12 protein-coding genes are annotated in these 15,925 nt (G+C 60.3%); 2 read left to right on the top strand and 10 right to left on the bottom strand.

The genetic code is table 11. The annotated features are described in order from the left end of the window. Positions 1-43: 43 nt before the first annotated feature. From AC5RUQ_RS02035 to AC5RUQ_RS01990, 10 genes are all read right to left on the bottom strand, one after another. The gene (locus AC5RUQ_RS02035) at positions 44-1,606 is read right to left on the bottom strand and encodes an FGGY-family carbohydrate kinase (RefSeq protein ID WP_493945740.1); all 1,563 of its coding nucleotides are present in this window, start codon (positions 1,604-1,606) and stop codon (positions 44-46) included. Between the two features lie 79 nt (positions 1,607-1,685). Beyond that, the gene (locus tag AC5RUQ_RS02030; RefSeq protein ID WP_493945739.1) at positions 1,686-2,726 is read right to left on the bottom strand and encodes an ABC transporter permease; all 1,041 of its coding nucleotides are present in this window, start codon (positions 2,724-2,726) and stop codon (positions 1,686-1,688) included. Positions 2,727-2,744: 18 nt separating this feature from the next. After that, a complete protein-coding gene (locus AC5RUQ_RS02025; RefSeq protein ID WP_493945738.1) occupies positions 2,745-4,265 on the bottom strand; it encodes a sugar ABC transporter ATP-binding protein in 1,521 nt (506 codons plus the stop codon). A 2-nt stretch (positions 4,266-4,267) separates the two neighbouring features. Continuing rightward, entirely contained in the window at positions 4,268-5,650 is a 1,383-nt protein-coding gene (locus AC5RUQ_RS02020; protein ID WP_493945737.1) for a sugar ABC transporter substrate-binding protein, read from the bottom strand. Between the two features lie 637 nt (positions 5,651-6,287). After that, positions 6,288-7,250, bottom strand: coding sequence for a sugar-binding transcriptional regulator (locus AC5RUQ_RS02015; RefSeq protein ID WP_493945736.1), 963 nt, complete (start codon positions 7,248-7,250; stop codon positions 6,288-6,290). 42 nt (positions 7,251-7,292) lie between these two features. Beyond that, on the bottom strand, positions 7,293-8,798 hold the full coding sequence (locus tag AC5RUQ_RS02010; RefSeq protein WP_493945735.1) for an FGGY family carbohydrate kinase: 1,506 nt from the start codon (positions 8,796-8,798) through the stop codon (positions 7,293-7,295). Positions 8,799-8,875: 77 nt separating this feature from the next. Beyond that, on the bottom strand, positions 8,876-9,133 hold the full coding sequence (locus tag AC5RUQ_RS02005; RefSeq protein WP_458779812.1) for a biotin/lipoyl-containing protein: 258 nt from the start codon (positions 9,131-9,133) through the stop codon (positions 8,876-8,878). Positions 9,134-9,137: 4 nt separating this feature from the next. Then, complete coding sequence (locus AC5RUQ_RS02000) at positions 9,138-11,225, bottom strand: alpha-ketoacid dehydrogenase subunit alpha/beta (RefSeq protein WP_493945734.1); 2,088 nt, start codon at positions 11,223-11,225, stop codon at positions 9,138-9,140. Next, positions 11,225-12,121 carry a class II fructose-bisphosphate aldolase gene (locus AC5RUQ_RS01995; RefSeq protein WP_458779814.1) on the bottom strand — a complete coding sequence of 299 codons (897 nt, stop codon included), beginning with the start codon at positions 12,119-12,121 and terminating at the stop codon, positions 11,225-11,227. Before AC5RUQ_RS01995 ends, AC5RUQ_RS02000 begins: the two co-directional genes overlap by 1 nt. Before the next feature lie 3 nt (positions 12,122-12,124). Then, a complete protein-coding gene (locus tag AC5RUQ_RS01990) occupies positions 12,125-13,873 on the bottom strand; it encodes a glycerol-3-phosphate dehydrogenase/oxidase (RefSeq protein ID WP_493945733.1) in 1,749 nt (582 codons plus the stop codon). Between the two features lie 154 nt (positions 13,874-14,027). Here AC5RUQ_RS01990 and AC5RUQ_RS01985 point away from each other — a divergent pair, with 154 nt between their 5' ends. Together AC5RUQ_RS01985 and lipA are read left to right on the top strand one after the other, a co-directional pair. Continuing rightward, a complete protein-coding gene (locus AC5RUQ_RS01985; RefSeq protein WP_493945732.1) occupies positions 14,028-14,876 on the top strand; it encodes a serine hydrolase domain-containing protein in 849 nt (282 codons plus the stop codon). Between the two features lie 50 nt (positions 14,877-14,926). Next, a complete protein-coding gene (lipA, locus tag AC5RUQ_RS01980) occupies positions 14,927-15,886 on the top strand; it encodes a lipoyl synthase (RefSeq protein WP_493945731.1) in 960 nt (319 codons plus the stop codon). Positions 15,887-15,925 lie beyond the last annotated feature (39 nt).

The following is a 15,925-nucleotide window of genomic DNA, read 5'->3' as shown; positions in this document are numbered from 1 at the left end:
GACGGTCACTTGCTTAAGGTTGGGACTAGAAGATGCGTATAGGTCAACTTTGGTGGCGGCGGACGATCGCCTGAAGATCCTGGAAGTTTCCCTGAACGTTCGAGTAAATGTTTTTGTACAGCTGGAAGTACTCCATGTACATCTCGTGGTTCTGCGGGTCGGGTTCGAGGTGTTCTTTGTATGTGCACCACTCTTTAGCGACGCTGAAGTCGTCGAACACCCCCACACCGACTCCGGCCAGGATTGCGTCGCCCAGCGGCGCCCCGGTGCGGCCTTTAAGCATCGCTGTCGGGATGCCGAAAACGTCCGTGATGATGCGGCGCCAGACTTCGCTTTTCGCTCCTCCCTCATTAAAGATGAGTGGGTGGTTGATTTTTAGGCCCGTTCGCTGCAGGACGGTGTATGAGTCAAAGAGTGCGTAAGCGACGCCTTCCATGAAGGCCCGGAAGACATGGCCGCGGTGGTGATGCAGTGATAGACCGAACATGACGGCACGGGCTGACGTGTCCCAAATCGGGGAGCGCTCACCCATCAGGTAGGGCAGCACCAGCAGCCCTTCGCTGCCTGGAGCGACATCCCGGGCCTGAAGCGTGATCAGATCATAGGAACTGACCTTCAGGAGCCGCTCAACGTCGGCTTCTCCCTCCCCGAAGGTGTCACGGAGATACCGCAGGGCTTGCCCGCCGGTCGTGGTCACAGCTACCGCGGAGAACGTGTCCCGGGGTGAGGTCGTGTACGGGATGTTCACCATGCGGAGTCCGTCAGGTGAGCTCAGGTACTCCAGGTTTTGATGCACCACACCTAGCACACCGGCGGTCCCGAGGTTCAGTTGCATGTCACCGGGCTCGACCGCTCCCCCGGCGATCCAGCCAGCGTTGCAGTCGACCTGTCCTCCAACAACGAGAGTGCCTGCTTGGAGTCCGGTAGCCCCTGCCGCTTCGGTAGTGATGCTTCCTACTACGTCAGTGCTGTCGCAGAGACGGGGGAGGATGCTCGGATCAATTCCTAGCTTTTCCAGAATGTCGTTGTGGAAAACACCTTTGCGGATATCGAAGGCGACGCCGTAGAAAACCGCTGAGCTGGTGTTTAGAGTGAACTCTCCGGTGAGCCTGGACACGATGAAACCATCTATAGTGAGGGCCTTGTAGACCTTGTCATAGATCTGTGGCTTGTTCTTTTTGTACCAGAACAGGTTCACCAGGTTCGGGTGGTCCTCGATGCGGTTGGCAGTCACGTCCTCAATAACCGACTCCCCCACTACCTGCCTGATGACGTTAACTTCATCCAGGGCACGGCGGTCCATGAGGTTCATGGCAGGCGCCACTGGGCGGCCTTGGGCATCGACCAGCACCATGGACGGCAGTGCGCTGGACACGGCTACTCCGGCGATCTCTTGTGGAAGGCACTGGGTGTCGCGCAGCACCTGCTGAACCATTTCACACGTCACACGCCAGTACGTTTCCGGGTCGTGTTCTGACCAGCCCGGACGTGGGTGGAAGATGGGGTATTCGCGGAATGCGTAGGCAAGGACTTCACCCTGATCGTCGATGATGCAGGCCTTGGCTCCGCCTGTTCCGAAATCTATCCCGAGTAGCCGAGTGGCCATCTAATTTTCTCCTATTTGCGGTACAGGGTGAGGGTGCAATGAACCCGTCGCTGTAGTGTATTCGGGCCGGGCCGTGGCGCTATTTAACTACTGCCACTCCGCGGCGGTCGAAGGTCAGGAGAACCGCGAGGATGACTACAAGTCCTTGCACTATCTGCTGGGCTGCCGGGGGCAGACCGATGATCAGCATTCCGTTCGTGAGCTCTACCAGGATCAGGGTGCCAATGAGGCCTCGTGCCGCACCGCCCTGCCCGCCTGACAACGGGGTGCCGCCCATGACGATAGCGGCAATGGATGGCAGGAGGAAGGCGTTCCCGATGTCCGGAGTGGCAGCAGTGGTGGAGAAGAGAACCAACACGCCTGCAAGGGCACAGCACAGGCCGCTGGCGCCGAAGGCGAGGGCTTTTACCCATGGGACATTTACACCGCACACCTTCGCGGCGCGTTCATTCCCGCCGATGGCGTAGATGAACCGGCCGGTCGCGGTGCGCCTCAGGAAGATGATTAGCAGCAGCCAAAGGATGACGGCGTATACCAGCGGCAGGGGGAAGATGCCGAAGAGGCTGCGCTGGAAGGCCGCGTTAAGGGGGCCGCTGACCAGCTGGACGGGAAAGCCTCCGGACAAAAGGAGGGCTATGCCGCCAAAGGCGAAGGAGGTTCCCAACGTGACAAGGAATGAGGGGAGCTTGATGTAGGAGCAGATGACGCCGTTGAACAGGCCGATGAGCAAACCAAGCGGTAGCACCAGGAACACGGCTGCCTGGCCCATGGATTGCGCCAGCAGCGCAGCTGACACCGCGCACAGCGAGACGATCGCGCCGACGGACAGGTCGATGGAGCCGAGGAGAATGGGTGCTGTTCCTGCGGCGACCACGAGGAGCAGCACGGATGCTTGGCGCATCATGCTGTCGAGGTTGCCCGGGGAAAGGTATTGCGGGTTCATTGAGGTGAAGATGATGGGCAGGATGACCAGGGCGGCAAATAAAAGAAGCGTCTGGAGGCGGTCGCGGTTCATCATCACCGGGGTCTGTATGGACCGGATGGGGCCAAGGCTTATTTTTGCCGGCGGCTTGCCGTTGCTGGTGGGCGGCTTTTGGGCTGCCAGTCGTTCGGAACTCATGGTGATTCTCCTTTGAAACTATGAGGTTGCTTCGGCAAGTTCGGTCAGCGTTGGTTCTGCCCCGGACCGGCAATTGAATTCTGCGCTTATGCTTCCGTTGCGGAAAGCGATGAGCCGGTCGCAGATCGGCATAAGTTCTTCGGGTTCGTCGCTGGCAACAAGAACTGAAACGCCTCGGTCGGATGCTTCCAGGATTAGTCGGAAAATTTCGGACTTGGCGTGGACGTCGATGCCGCGCGTGGGTTTGTCCAACACGATGACCTGTGCCGCTTCTGACATGGCCCGTGCGACAAGGAGCTTCTGCTGGTTGCCGCCGGACAGGGAGCCGGAGGCCTGCTCCAGGCTGGCGACTTTGACGCCGTACTTGGATACGAGATCTTGGGCGAAGGCCTTCTCGACCTTTGGTTTGCGGGCAAGGTCCTGTCGGTGCTCGGCTGCCATTGCACCCAGAGCCAGGTTGTCTTGGACGGAGTGAAGGAGCGAAAGCCCCTCGCCTCCCCGGTCAGCGGGAACAAACCTGACGCCCGCGTCAAGGGCGCCCTTGACGGCTGCCGGAACTTTTGTCCCGTTAACCAGAACTTCCCCGGATGATGGTTTGAGCAGACCCGAAATGCACCGTGCGATTTGCGTCTTTTCCTCGGATTCGCCAATGAGTGCAACGACCTCCCCTGGTTGCAAAACCAGGTTCACCGGTTCAGCCAGGCTGGGCAGGACGAGGTTCCGGAGTTCCAGCACCGGCTTTCCCTGCTCCCCGCGGGTATCCCGGCGGGCATGTCGGGTGACTTCCGCTTCGCCAACCATGAGGTTGCCGAGTTCTTCTGCCGAGGTCGTGCGTGGGTCAGGTTCGCCCACTACACGCCCGTCGCGCAGAACCACCACCCTGTCGCTCCATTCCAGAAGTTCGCTGCCCCGGTGGGTGGTAAGGATGATGCCCATCTGACTGCGGAGCTTATTGATGTGGCCCTCCAGGAAGTCCACCTGGGTCTGGGTGAGGCCGCTTGTCGGTTCATCCAGCAGCAAAACCGGCTTTTCGATCCTCGCCAGCCGGGCCATGTAGAGCGCCTTCGCGATTTCGACTAACTGCCGTTCGGCCATGGTGAGTTGTTCTACGCGCCTTTTAGCGTCGAGATCTCCGAGTCCGACGTCGTCCAGGAAGTCAGCAGCGGTTGCGGTGGTCCGCTTAGGTGTGAGCAGGCCAAACTTCCGGATGTACTTTTCTGTGCCGAGTGTGAGGTTCTCCGCAACGGTCAGGTTGTCGATGACGGAAAGCTCTTGGTAGATGCGGAAGACGCCTGCTTCGGTTGCCCCCGAATATGAGGTCGGCTTGAACTTTTTGCCGTCAAGGGACATTGATCCGGAATCGGCGGTGAAGACGCCCGACAAGATATTCAGCAGGGTGGATTTCCCGGCGCCGTTGTGGCCGGCGAGTCCGACGACTTCCCCAAGTTCAAGGTTGAAGGACACCGAGTCCAGTGCCTTTACCCCTTTGAATGCTTTGGTGAGGTCTTTAATCTCCAGCAGGGTGTGGTCCGTGGCCATTGTTAGAACTTCGTTCCGAAGACTGTCGCTCCCGTGGTGGTGAGTTTGACGGCTTCTGCATACGGGTTGTTCTTCGTGTGCTGTGCGTACAGGTCAGTGAACTTCTCCACTCCCCCGGCATTGAGTGAGGCCTCGAGCGCGTCAGGGAATTTGAAGTCCGAGGGCCTGGGAGTGGCGAGATCTTCGGTGAAGAACTTGACCGGGTCCACCGGAGCCAGAGCTACCTGCGTGTCCCAGTCATCGGGGTGCAGGTGCCGGGACATCTTCTTCCAATCGAAGCCTGTTGTTGGAGAGGTGGCGATCTTTTTGTACTCCGCCGCGGACTCCTTGGTGTCGATGATCAGGGAGTCCTGGAAGATCATGCGCTCGACCGGATCCAGCTCGACCCCGTTGGCCAGGTCATAGTTGCGGACGATCATGTATCCGCCCAGCCATGTTCCGAATATTGACTGCACAGCGACGACATTCGGGCCCTGGATCAGCTTGTCCAGAATCGCGATCTGCTCATCTGTTCCGCCTACTTTGATGTGCTCGTTTCCCTTCTCTTCGAGAACGGACACTGCTCCCAGGGCCTCTGAGGAGTTGTGGCAGATGATGGCATCGATGTTGTTGAAGCGCGAAAGCATGGTCTGGACGACTGGCCGGGTGTCCTGGCCGGTTTCCTTGCCGTCCTGCTTCGCCAGCACGTTAATCCCGGGGAAGTTCGCGACCGCCATGTCAAACCCCTTCTCCCGGGCGTTGGACGTCCGGTTCGTGGGGGCACCCTGAATGTATACGACGTTGCCGCTGCCACCGATGGCTTTGAAAACTGCCTCACTCAGGGCTTTTTGGCCAAGCACTTCGCGCGGGGTGAAAAGTGTGGAGTACATGTCTTTATAGCCCGGTTCTGACGGGACCATCCAGGGCGTCGCTGCAAAGGACGTTGCCAGCTGGATGTCTTGGCCGGCCAGAATTTCACCCATCTGCCGCACCGCATCATTGTTAATTGGGAAGGTCACCACCTGGCTCGCGCCCGCTGCCTTGGCCGAGCGCAACTGATCAATCTGGGCGGCTGCAGATCCCTCGTAACTCTGCATCCGGTAGGTCAGGCCCAGGGCCTGCGCGGCCTCTGTGCCGCCGGCCTTCCACATGGTGAAGTACTCATTGGTCAGGGTGGGCACTGAGGCGAGAGCTACTCCCCCGCCCGCAGCACCGGTCGTGCCGCCGGCACCGGCACCGGACCCCAGTGGTTCGCTGCATCCGGCCAGGGTGCTTCCTGCGCCAAGTGCGAGAGCGCCTATTCCGAGACCCTGGAGGAACTGGCGGCGCCGGACGTCGGGCTGCCCGTTCAAGCGGGCAAGGAGCCGGGACTTGGCGCTGTCTTCAGAATGCTGTGGATTCGTCATTGGATACTCACGTTTCATAAGAATTTATCGGGAATCTAGTAGCCGTGAAACGTGGCCCCACATTGGGCTGAGGTTTCATCTGGACTAAAGCAAGTCACATTTGTGAGAAGAATCACGTATGTGAGTTCAAGGCTAGTGTTATGAATCACAGTTGTCAATGAGGCGGGCTCCGTACGGCGCTCTGAAGTGCGCCGTAGAGCGGCCTAGGACTGTTCCCTGTTTATGGCGAGCTGTAGGTGAGCGTGCTGCGATAACACGGTCAGCCGGAGTCGCTGGCTCAGGCTGAACTTATGGCCCGGAGGACCTGACAGGGGATAACCGCTCAGTTAACGGCAGTTCTTTGATTCGGAGGTTGCTGCTGAACCCAGCACGAAGGTCCGCAACGACATCTTCGGAGGGGGCTAGCACGGGTCGGCCGGCGGATAAGGCCTGGCGGGAACAGGTCGGGGTGACTGCCTATCAGTTTCATCCCAAGTTCCCGGCACAAGCCCTCAACTCAGAGTGCCGCTGGCAGAAATTTCGCAGGCGGGACATGTTGTGGCGGCTGATGCAGGGCCGCTGCTGCCGCAGGCAGGCACTGGGTGCAGGTGCATGCAGGCGGTGCATTGAGGTTGAGTGGGAGGGGATTGCGATCCGTTTAGACGGCTTCCAGCGCATGACCGAGGGCGCTATCGACGATGAGGACGTTGACGAGCGTTCCTCTGATCGCGGCGCTGACGGCTTCAACCTTGAAGGGTCCACTGGCGACCGCCACTACAGTGTCGATGTCTCTAATGTCGTCCAGGTCCAGGGAAATAATCCGCCGGTTGATGGCAAGGTCGAGCTGTTTACCGGCGCTGTCGTAGAAGCGCCCGGAAATCTGCCCCACGGCGCCGAGGTCCACGGCTTCGCGGATCTCGTCGTCCGATGCTCCTGCGCGCTGAAGGAAGAGGTTGGAGCTTTCCATTCCGTATTGGCCGATGCCGAGGACGGCCACGTCTGAGGTTCGTCCCAGGGCGAGGGCATTCGCGACCTGTTCCGTCTTCATCAGGGCGGCTGCGGTGGTTTCATCCGGAGCGGTCGCCGGTGCGTTGAAGTAGCGGTACCGGCCGCCCAGTTTTTCTGCAAGATTCCTCACCAGGTCGTGGCCGGAAAACCGGGAGTCCAGGCTAAGTTCTCCTGCGACCTGGACGACCTCGACATCCACCCGCCGGTTGAAATGCGCGCTGTCAACCATCGCCTCCACAGTGCTGCCCCAGGAAAGACCCAAAGTCTGACCATCACGGAGGTTTTTATCCAACCACCCAACGCCCGCCTGGCCGACGGCCAGCAACCCGTGGCTGGAAGCCCCTACTCCGGTTTCGCGGCCCGGCACGACGATCACTTCAGACACTCCGTCAGTGGAAAACTTGGCCAGCAGCCGTTGTTCCATAGCCGGGTCCCGGTCCAGCGGGTAGGCGATCTCAAACTTGACAATGTACTGTTCCCTCGCGGCTGTGAGCATGCGGGAAACATTTGAACGCGTAACACCGAGCTGCTTGGCTACCTCCAACTGGGACAGGCCCTGGACGTAGTACAGGAATGCGGCATGAGCCAGCCGCTCAGCGCTTTGCCTAACCATGCTGCTCCCTACCGGCACCGGTGTGCCACGAATGAAACTGTCTTAAATTGTATCGGCCCCTCCACCACCGGCTGGACGGCCGCAATCGAGATTCCGGGCGACGAGCTCCGTCCAGTGATAAAAGCCATCCGCCGCGTAAGACTGCTCCTCCGAGGGGTGGAAAAAATCCGGAGATACTGCCACCGCAGAGCCTGCGGGTAGGTCGTCCCCGAACGTTCTGAGGGCTACCCGGGCAGCCCCCAGCGCCGTCAGTTCACGGCTGGGCGGCCGGACTATTGCCTTTGACGTAAGGTCTGAGAGCAGCTGGCACAGATAATTGTTGCCGGCTCCACCCCCGTCGACAGACAAGGGCTGACGGCCGCTCAGTAAGCCGGGAATGGCTTTGACAAGATCAAAGGCCTGGAACGCCATGCTTTCAATTCCTGCCCTTACGATGTCGGATGGGTCAGAATCCATACGCAGGCCGCTGATGATTGCTCCGGATCCCTTTGGCCACCATGGTGCACCAAGTTCCGTGAACGAGGGCACCAGATAGACGCGCCGGCTGGCCGGCAGGTGGCTTCGTTCCGGTTCAGTGTTGGTGGTGGCCTGCGGGGAGAGCATGCGGGAAAGCCAGGACATCGTGTACCCGCAGTGGAAGGCAGATCCTTCCATCTCGTACACAACTGCTCTTACGGAGGTGGACCATGCAACCGAGGTAACCAGGCCCTCGGCCGCTGAAGGGTTTTCGCCAAGATTGGCGCTGACGACGCAGGACGTGCCGAACGTTGCTTTCGCCTCTCCCGTACGGTCACAACCATGACCCAGCAGTGAAGCCTGCTGATCTCCGATCATTCCCGTAATTGGTATGCGATAACCGGTGAGTTCGGGATCGGTAAGGCCAAAATGCGAGGAGGTGGGCAGGACTTCCGGCAACGCTGCACGGGGTATCCCGAGAGCTTCGGGAAGATCATCGTCCCAATCCAGCGAATGCAGATTGAGGAGCTGATATCGGGAGGCGTTTGATACATCGGTCGCGTGAGTAGTTCCGCCAGTGAGGGAGTACAGCAACCAGGAGTCGATGGTTCCAACAGCTAGTCTGCCGGCTTTGGCCATGGCTGCGAGTTCAGGTTTTTCGTCAAGCAGCCAGGCAACTTTGGATCCGAAGAAGAACGTGTGGTTGCTTAGCCCTGTTCTTTGCCGGATCAACGGCGCAAGTCCGTCCTTATCCCAGCGTGCGACGATGTTCTGGCTTTGTTGGGACATCCACATGATGCCGTCATGGACGGGCAGCCCGGTGTCGCGTGACCACGCGATTGCTGACTCGCGCATGTTGGTGATCCCGATACACAGCGGGGCCTCTTCACTCCGGGCGATGGTGGCCCGCAGTACCCGGACGGTTGCGGCAACAAGTTCGACGGGGTCAATTTCGATCTGTTGCGGACCCTTGATTTTTAGCGCGAGTTTTTCCGATGCTCCGACTTCGTGCGCGCCGGTTACAGGGTCGATAAGGAGGCAGCGGACCGACTGTGTTCCGCAGTCAATGGCTAAGACTTGGGGCGGCCTCACAATGGCCCTCCTGGGTAGGGTGATGGTTCGCGTCCCGGTGGAGTTCCGGGACGCGAACCATGGCGACATGTATCGAGCTACTCCGTGGGGACGGACTCTCCGGCTTCGCCGATGTAGGCAATGACTGTTCCCGCGTTCACGGTGGTGTCAGCAGGGCAGACAATCTTCAGCAGAACGCCGTCGGCTACGCATTCGACCTCCAGCTGTGCCTTGTCGGTTTCGACGCTGAGGAGGGGCTGGCCCATTTCGACTTCGTCGCCCTCCTTTACAAGCCACTCCTGGATGTAGGCTTCTTCGCTTGTTTGCCCAAGGGCAGGCATGACGATTGCTTCCACGGTGTTACTCCTTTTCTGATCGCTTTGGGTCGTGGGACAGGACGTCCCGGACGGCCGACTCAATGTGCTCTGCCAGCGGCAGGACTGCAGCCTCCAGGGGCGGCGAGAACGGCATCGGAATGTCCCGGCTCGCCACTCGGCGCACTGGAGCTTTGAGGTCGGCAAACAGCTCGTCAGAGACCCTGGCGCTCACTTCGGCGCCCCAGCCACCGGTCAGGTGGGCTTCATGGGCGATGACCAGCCGGCCAGTCCGCTTGACGCTTTCCATGACGGTCGGCCAGTCGAACGGGGAAAGCCATACGGGGTCGATCACTTCCAGCTCGATACCTTCAGCCGAAAGTTTCTCCGCAAGTTCCAGCGCCTTGTACAGCTCCGTAAAGGTCGCAACAATCGTCGCGTCCTTACCTCGGCGGCGCACACGCGCCTGCCCGACGGGCAGTTCGAAGTTCTCTTCCGGAACATAAGCCCTGGTGTTGATGGCCCCGGCTTCCTGGCGTTTCTTTGCGCCATAAAGCAGCTTGTGTTCGAAGACCAGGACCGGGTCATCGTCACGGATGGCGGCAGTGAGGGCACCCTTGGCCGTGTAAGGATCAGAGATGCACAGCACCTTGATGCCGGGCACGTGCATGAAGAAGCTCTCCGGGCACTGGGCGTGCTGGGCACCTCGCTGTGAAGCGCCGACCGGGCAGCGCAGAACCATCGGAATCGTGAGTTTTCCGTTGGACATGTAGCGCTGTTTGGCGGCCTCATTGACGAGTTCGTCCATGGCTTCGAAGACGAAGTCCGCGTACTGAAGGTCCGGCACAGTGCGCAGCCCGCCGATGGCGGCACCGATTGCTGCACCAATGATGGCCTTCTCACTGATGGGCGTATCAATGACGCGGTGCCGGCCGTATTCCTCGGCAAGCCCCTGGTACACGCCGAACGCGCCGCCGAAGCCGCCTGGAACGCCGACGTCCTCACCCAGCAGGACCAGTGAATCGTCTGTGCCGAGCTCACTGTGCAGCGTCTCCCTGATGGAGTCAGCGATGGTGATGTACCGTTCCTCGTCGGTACTTTCCTCCAGCGGGCCCGCGCCCTCAACTTCCTGCGGCGGGTTGCCGAAGATGATGTTGGGAGCAAGGGCGGTGACCGGGTCCGGCCACGGTGCCTGCTGGGCGTGCTTCAGCGCCTCCGCGATCCGCTTCTTGGCCCGGGAGGTGGCTTCCTTCACCTGGTCCTCGGAGGCGATGCCTTCTTCCACGATCGCGGCGCCGAAGGTCTTGATCGGGTCCTTGGCCGCCCAGATGGCTTCCTCGTCCTTGGTCCGGTAACCCCTGGCGTCGCCACGGCTGTGGCCAACGTACCGGTATGTGAGGAACTCGAGCAGGACCGGGCCTTTGCCGCTGCGGGCGGTTTCCAATGCACGCTGGGTTGCGTCCCTGACGGCCCTGATGTCCATTCCGTCGGCCTGCTCGGAAGGTATTCCGTAGGCTGCGCCTCTGGAGGCCACGTTGACGTTCCGGGTGGTCTCGTGGAACGGAGTCGAAGCCCCATACATATTGTTCTCGCAGACGAATACCACGGGAAGGTTGAACGCGGCGGCGTAATTCACGCCTTCGTGGAAGGCGCCTTCGTTGACGGCTCCGTCACCGAAGAAACAGACGACAACGTTGTCCGTTTCCTTGTACTTGAGGGCGTGTGCCAGGCCGGGGGCAATGGTGACGCCGCCGCCGACGATGGCGATGGAGGGAAGGATACCCAGGGCAGGATCTCCCAGGTGCATGGAACCGCCGCGTCCACCCAGGCAGCCGGTCTCCCGACCGTAAATTTCGGCCATTCCGGCGGCAGGATCCAAGCCCTTAGCCAGGGCGTGGCCGTGGGGCCTGTGAGTGGAGGTAATCCAGTCTTCGGTCCGCAGCAGTGAACAGACGCCTACGGCCACGGCTTCCTGCCCCTGGGACTGGTGCAGCGTTCCGGGGATCTCGCCCTGCAGGTAGCGCAGGTAGGCGGTTTGTTCGAACTGGCGGATAAGGACCATTTCCTCAAGGAGGTGAAGGCTCTCTTCAGCGCTCAGAACTTCCTTTTGCAAGGTATCTGTTGGTTGTGACATTAGCGGCCTGCCTGACCGGTGGAACCGAAGACGTCCATGAGACGCTGGATTTCTTTGCGCAGCGCCACGCCTGCACGGGAGTTGGCGTCGCCTTCGAACCGCGAGCCGAAGACAAGGTTCGGGTCCTCGACGGGGCGGCCCAGCTCAGCGACAAGCGCCTGCCCGAAGACGTGCTTGAGCTTGGTGCCGACGTTGACCTTGGTGATGCCTGCTTCGACGGCCTGGCGGGTCTGATCGTCAGGTGTGCCGGATCCGCCGTGCAGAACGAGGGGGACATCGACGGTGTTGCCGATTTCCTTGATGAGGTCCACCTGAACCGTGGGAACGTGGCCGCCGGTCACGAAGTGGACGTTGCCGACGGCGACTGCGAGGCAGTCCACCTTGGTTTCGCGGACGAAGAGCTCTGCGGCTTCCGGGGTTGTGTAGGAGGCCCCGGCGACGTCAAGGACGCCGTCCTTAATTTCTGCCAGCGCCCCGATTTCGCCTTCAACTGCGACGTTGACGGCGTGAGCGGCTGCCACCAGGGCTGCGGTGTCGGCGATCAGCTTGTCCTGATCCCAACCCTGGGTGTGCATCATGACGGAGTTGAAACCGGCACCGAGTCCGCCTGCTGCTTCGGCGAAGCTGTCTGCCTCATTGAACAAGGTGGCGACGGGAACCTTGGCACGGTCGGCGAGGGCCCGGCACGCCGCGCCGTAAAGTTCGATGCCGCCGGACTGCAGCCATTCGTGGTTGGAGGACAGGCCGCCGATACCGATGATGACCGGGGACTTGCTCGCCTCTGCCGCTGCGATGGTGGCTTCAAGGCTGTAGATGTCCCAGGACTCAAAGTATCCGACTGCGTAGCGGTTCTTTCCAGCGTGGTCCAGCAGTTCGGGAAGGGATACGAGTGACATGAGTTATAGCTCCAGTTTCTTCATTGATTTTTGGTACTTGGCAAGGTTGGAATGCAAGGTGGCAATGTCTTCCAGAAGACGCGGCCTGCGGTGGCGGATCCATTTGCGGTAGGCATCAATTTCCTGTTGAATGCGCTGCTCGTTCCACTTCAGTTCCCGGCCGGCGATCTCAGCGACGGCTTCGATCGCCTTCAGCCCGGCATCGTCGCCCCAAGACAGCAGCATCCGGCGGGCGACAATGTCCGTCAGTGTGCGGGCGTACTCCTCGCGGATGGCGAGCACGACTTCGGCGCCGACCGCGTCCTTATGGCTGGGCAGAGGGGTGGCGAGGGACGGATCTTCGCAGATCAGTTCTTCGATCCTGGCCGCGCGAACTCCGTAGAGTCCGAGCAGCCTGCGTGCGGTGTCCGGAGACAGTTTGGTCCGTTCCCGAAAGTCCTTCTGGAACTGTCCCCAGTCGGCACAGCGCGCACCGGGCAATTTAAGGTTCTTTGTCCCGGATGCAACGGAGGTCGGAAGGACTCCGCGCAGGGATTTGCGCGACGTGCGTGGTTTTTCATGCTTTTCGACGACATTCATCGCCATCTGGCCCAGTGCCCTGTGGGTGGTCAGCTTTCCCCCACTGATGCTGAAGAGGTTCTTGATCGTGGGGTGGACGCTGATGTGGTGGTTCCGGCTCACCTGGGCAGCTGTTGTGGCTTTAGGTGAGTAGGGCAAGGGGCGAACTCCGGAGATGGTGTGCAGGACGGACTGAGAGGTGAGCCGGGCCTTTGGTATTAGAGTGTTCACTTCTTTCAGCAGATACGCGATCTCCTCGTCAGTCATGACGGCTTCGGCCGGATCACCTTCAAAGAAGATATCCGTGGAGCCGATCAGGTAGTTTCCATCGGGCAAGGGGAGCACCAGGATTGCGCGGCCGTCACTGGCTGCTTCGTAGTGCACCCCCGTCTTGGGGGCGCCTGGAAAGGGGACGACGGTCATGTGGGAGCCTTTGGTTCCCCCAATGAGCCGTGCATTTTCGGGCGTGGAAGTGGACAGCACCATATCGACCCACGGTCCCGACGCGTTCACCACAACCCGTGCGGACTGAACCAGCTGCCGGCCGGTGAGAGTGTCGGTGAGCCAAACGGTCACACCGCCCTCGCTTTGGTCCAGGCCCGTTACTTTCATGTGGTTGTGGACCTTGCCGCCGAAACGGGCGATATCCAGTGCTTGTTCCACGCAAAGCCGTTCCGCGTTGGCGACCTGGGCATCGTAGTAAAGGACAGCTCCGTAAAGATCATCTGCCTCCAGCCCGGGGTACATGAGCTCAACCTCTGCTTTAGACAGTGCCTTATGCAGCGGCGTGGACTTGTCGAAGGACAAGAGGTCGTACAGGAACATGCCGAGCCGCATCATGAGGCCTGAGCGGCGGTTATGGCGGTAAAACGGGATCAGGAGCGGAAAAGGCTTGACCAGGTGGGGCGCGGTCTGGAGAAGCCGTTCACGTTCACGCAGTGACTCCCGCACGAGGTGGAACTCCAGGTTTTCCAAATACCGGATGCCGCCATGAATCAGGCGACTTGATGTTCCTGACGTTCCGGCCCCGAAGTCCTCTGCGTCCACGACCGCAGCCTGCCATCCGCGGGACGCGGCTTCCCTGGCTACAGCAAGGCCGTTGACACCACCGCCGATCACGAGAATGTCTACCGGCGCCAATGCCTCGGATTCCTCATTCTCACAATTGTGCACTTGCTCACATATGTGATTCATAGGTAGAGTATGACCCAGATCACGAAGGCCTGTCAACGTAGGACGCGACGGTTCCTCTCGTTGGTTTTCCACAATTACCGGCAATGAACTCGAAAGGGTGCCAATGAGGGCGCTAAGCGACAAAGACTTCCCCCCTCTCGCTAAGGAGGTCTCGTTGGAACTGGAGAATTGGCCCGGAGAACCATCCCTGGCCGTCATCGGGGAGGACGGCATCCTGGGATGCAAGGATTCCGGGCGGGTGTACCGGCTGGCTTCGGTTACGAAGCTCCTTACTGCCCTTACGGTTCTTTCGGCAGCGGACGAGGGGGTAATTTCACTCGATGACGAGGCCGGCCCGCCTGGGTCCTCGCTCCTGCACCTGCTCTCGCATGCATCAGGGGTGGGGTTTGCTGACGAGCAGGTCCGTGCACCGGCGGGGGTCCGGCGAATCTACTCCAACACCGGCATCGACCTTGCTGCTGACTACCTGGCGAGCCGGTCCGGGAAGGACTTCCGCGATGAGATGCGGATCCGGGTGCTGGAGCCTTTGGGCATGCATAAGACGGAACTGACCGGTCCGCCATCAAAAGGTGGCGAAGGGACGATCACAGATACTGCACGCCTTGCCTGGGAATTACTGAAGCCGACGGTATTTCCCAAAGCGCGGATTGACGCGCTCTCGTCACTGGCCTACCCCGGTCTAGGGGGATTTTTACCAGGCTTCGGCTACCACACCGACAACGACTGGGGGGCGGGAGCTGAAGTACGAGGACATAAGTCACCACATTGGACCAGCCCCAACAATTCCCCAGAGACTTTTGGCCACTTCGGCATGGCAGGGAGCTTCCTCTGGGTGGACAGGGAAGCCGGTCTGGCCTGTACGGCTCTCTCGACAATCGAATTCGGGGACTGGGCGCCTATCGCTTGGCCCGACACTTCCACCGCGGTACTCCGGGCATACGGAAAAACTATGCAAGCAGGCACGTCTGCTTCAGGTGTCCGGAGCAGCAGTGCCCCGCGCTGAAGGAGCCGAGGGCGCGCGACTATTCCAATGCACAAGTTAGGAGCGCGATCGTGACCATTGCACCGGAGGGCCGGCGCATGCTGCGCGTGGAAGCACGTAACTCTGAAACACCCGTGGAACGCAAACCGGAGTGGATCAGAAGCAAAGTAAAAACAGGACCTGAATTTATCGGGCTAAAAAACTTGGTACGGAAAGAAGGCCTCCACACAGTCTGTGAAGAAGCCGGCTGTCCCAACATCTATGAATGCTGGGAAGACAAAGAAGCAACCTTCCTCATTGGTGGGGCGCAATGCACCAGGAGATGTGACTTCTGCCAGATCGACACGGGCAGGCCAGAGGATTTGGACCCGACCGAACCCATTAAGGTCGCCGAGTCCGTACGGACCATGGGCCTGCGCTACGCCACCGTCACCGGAGTGGCCCGCGACGACCTCCCGGACGAAGGAGCCTGGCTGTATGCAGAAACCATCCGGCAAATCCATGCGCTCAACCCGGGAACCGGCGTTGAAATCCTGATTCCCGACTTCACCGGCCACCGGGAGCTCATCCAGCTGGTCATCGACGCCCGGCCCGAAGTATTTGCCCACAACCTCGAAACGGTGCCAAGAATCTTCAAGGCCATTCGCCCCGCATTCCGGTATCAACGTTCCCTCGACGTCATTCGGCAGGGAAACGACAAGGGCATGGTGACCAAGTCAAACCTCATCCTCGGGATGGGCGAGACCAGGGCCGAAGTGTCAGAGGCACTGCACGACCTACGCGAAGCCGGCTGCGATCTCGTCACCATCAACCAGTACCTGCGCCCCAGCCAGAGACACCACCCCGTCTCCCGCTGGGTCAAACCCCAGGAATTCGTTGAGCTCCAGGCAGAAGCCGAAGAGATGGGATTTCTCGGTGTCATGAGCGGTCCCCTGGTGCGCTCCTCCTACCGGGCAGGACGGCTGTGGGCAGAGGCCATGGCGAAAAAGGGCCGCGAACTGCCCCACGCGTTGGCCCACATCCGGGGTTAACAGGCAGCTTGCTGACCACTTAGCAGGGCGCAAGAGCGC

Source organism: Arthrobacter sp. MDT2-3 (assembly GCF_059090465.1).
This window is presented reverse-complemented; position numbering and strand designations above follow the sequence as displayed.

Bases quoted from the DNA above. Each gene is read 5' to 3' on its own strand.
- AC5RUQ_RS01990 (WP_493945733.1), bottom strand. From the start codon at position 13,873: ATGAATCACATATGTGAGCAAGTGCACAATTGTGAGAATGAGGAATCC.
- AC5RUQ_RS02015 (WP_493945736.1), bottom strand. From the start codon at position 7,250: ATGGTTAGGCAAAGCGCTGAGCGGCTGGCTCATGCCGCATTCCTGTAC.
- AC5RUQ_RS02030 (WP_493945739.1), bottom strand. From the start codon at position 2,726: ATGAGTTCCGAACGACTGGCAGCCCAAAAGCCGCCCACCAGCAACGGC.
- AC5RUQ_RS02035 (WP_493945740.1), bottom strand. From the start codon at position 1,606: ATGGCCACTCGGCTACTCGGGATAGATTTCGGAACAGGCGGAGCCAAG.
- AC5RUQ_RS02000 (WP_493945734.1), bottom strand. From the start codon at position 11,225: ATGTCACAACCAACAGATACCTTGCAAAAGGAAGTTCTGAGCGCTGAA.
- AC5RUQ_RS02020 (WP_493945737.1), bottom strand. From the start codon at position 5,650: ATGACGAATCCACAGCATTCTGAAGACAGCGCCAAGTCCCGGCTCCTT.
- AC5RUQ_RS02025 (WP_493945738.1), bottom strand. From the start codon at position 4,265: ATGGCCACGGACCACACCCTGCTGGAGATTAAAGACCTCACCAAAGCA.
- AC5RUQ_RS01995 (WP_458779814.1), bottom strand. From the start codon at position 12,121: ATGTCACTCGTATCCCTTCCCGAACTGCTGGACCACGCTGGAAAGAAC.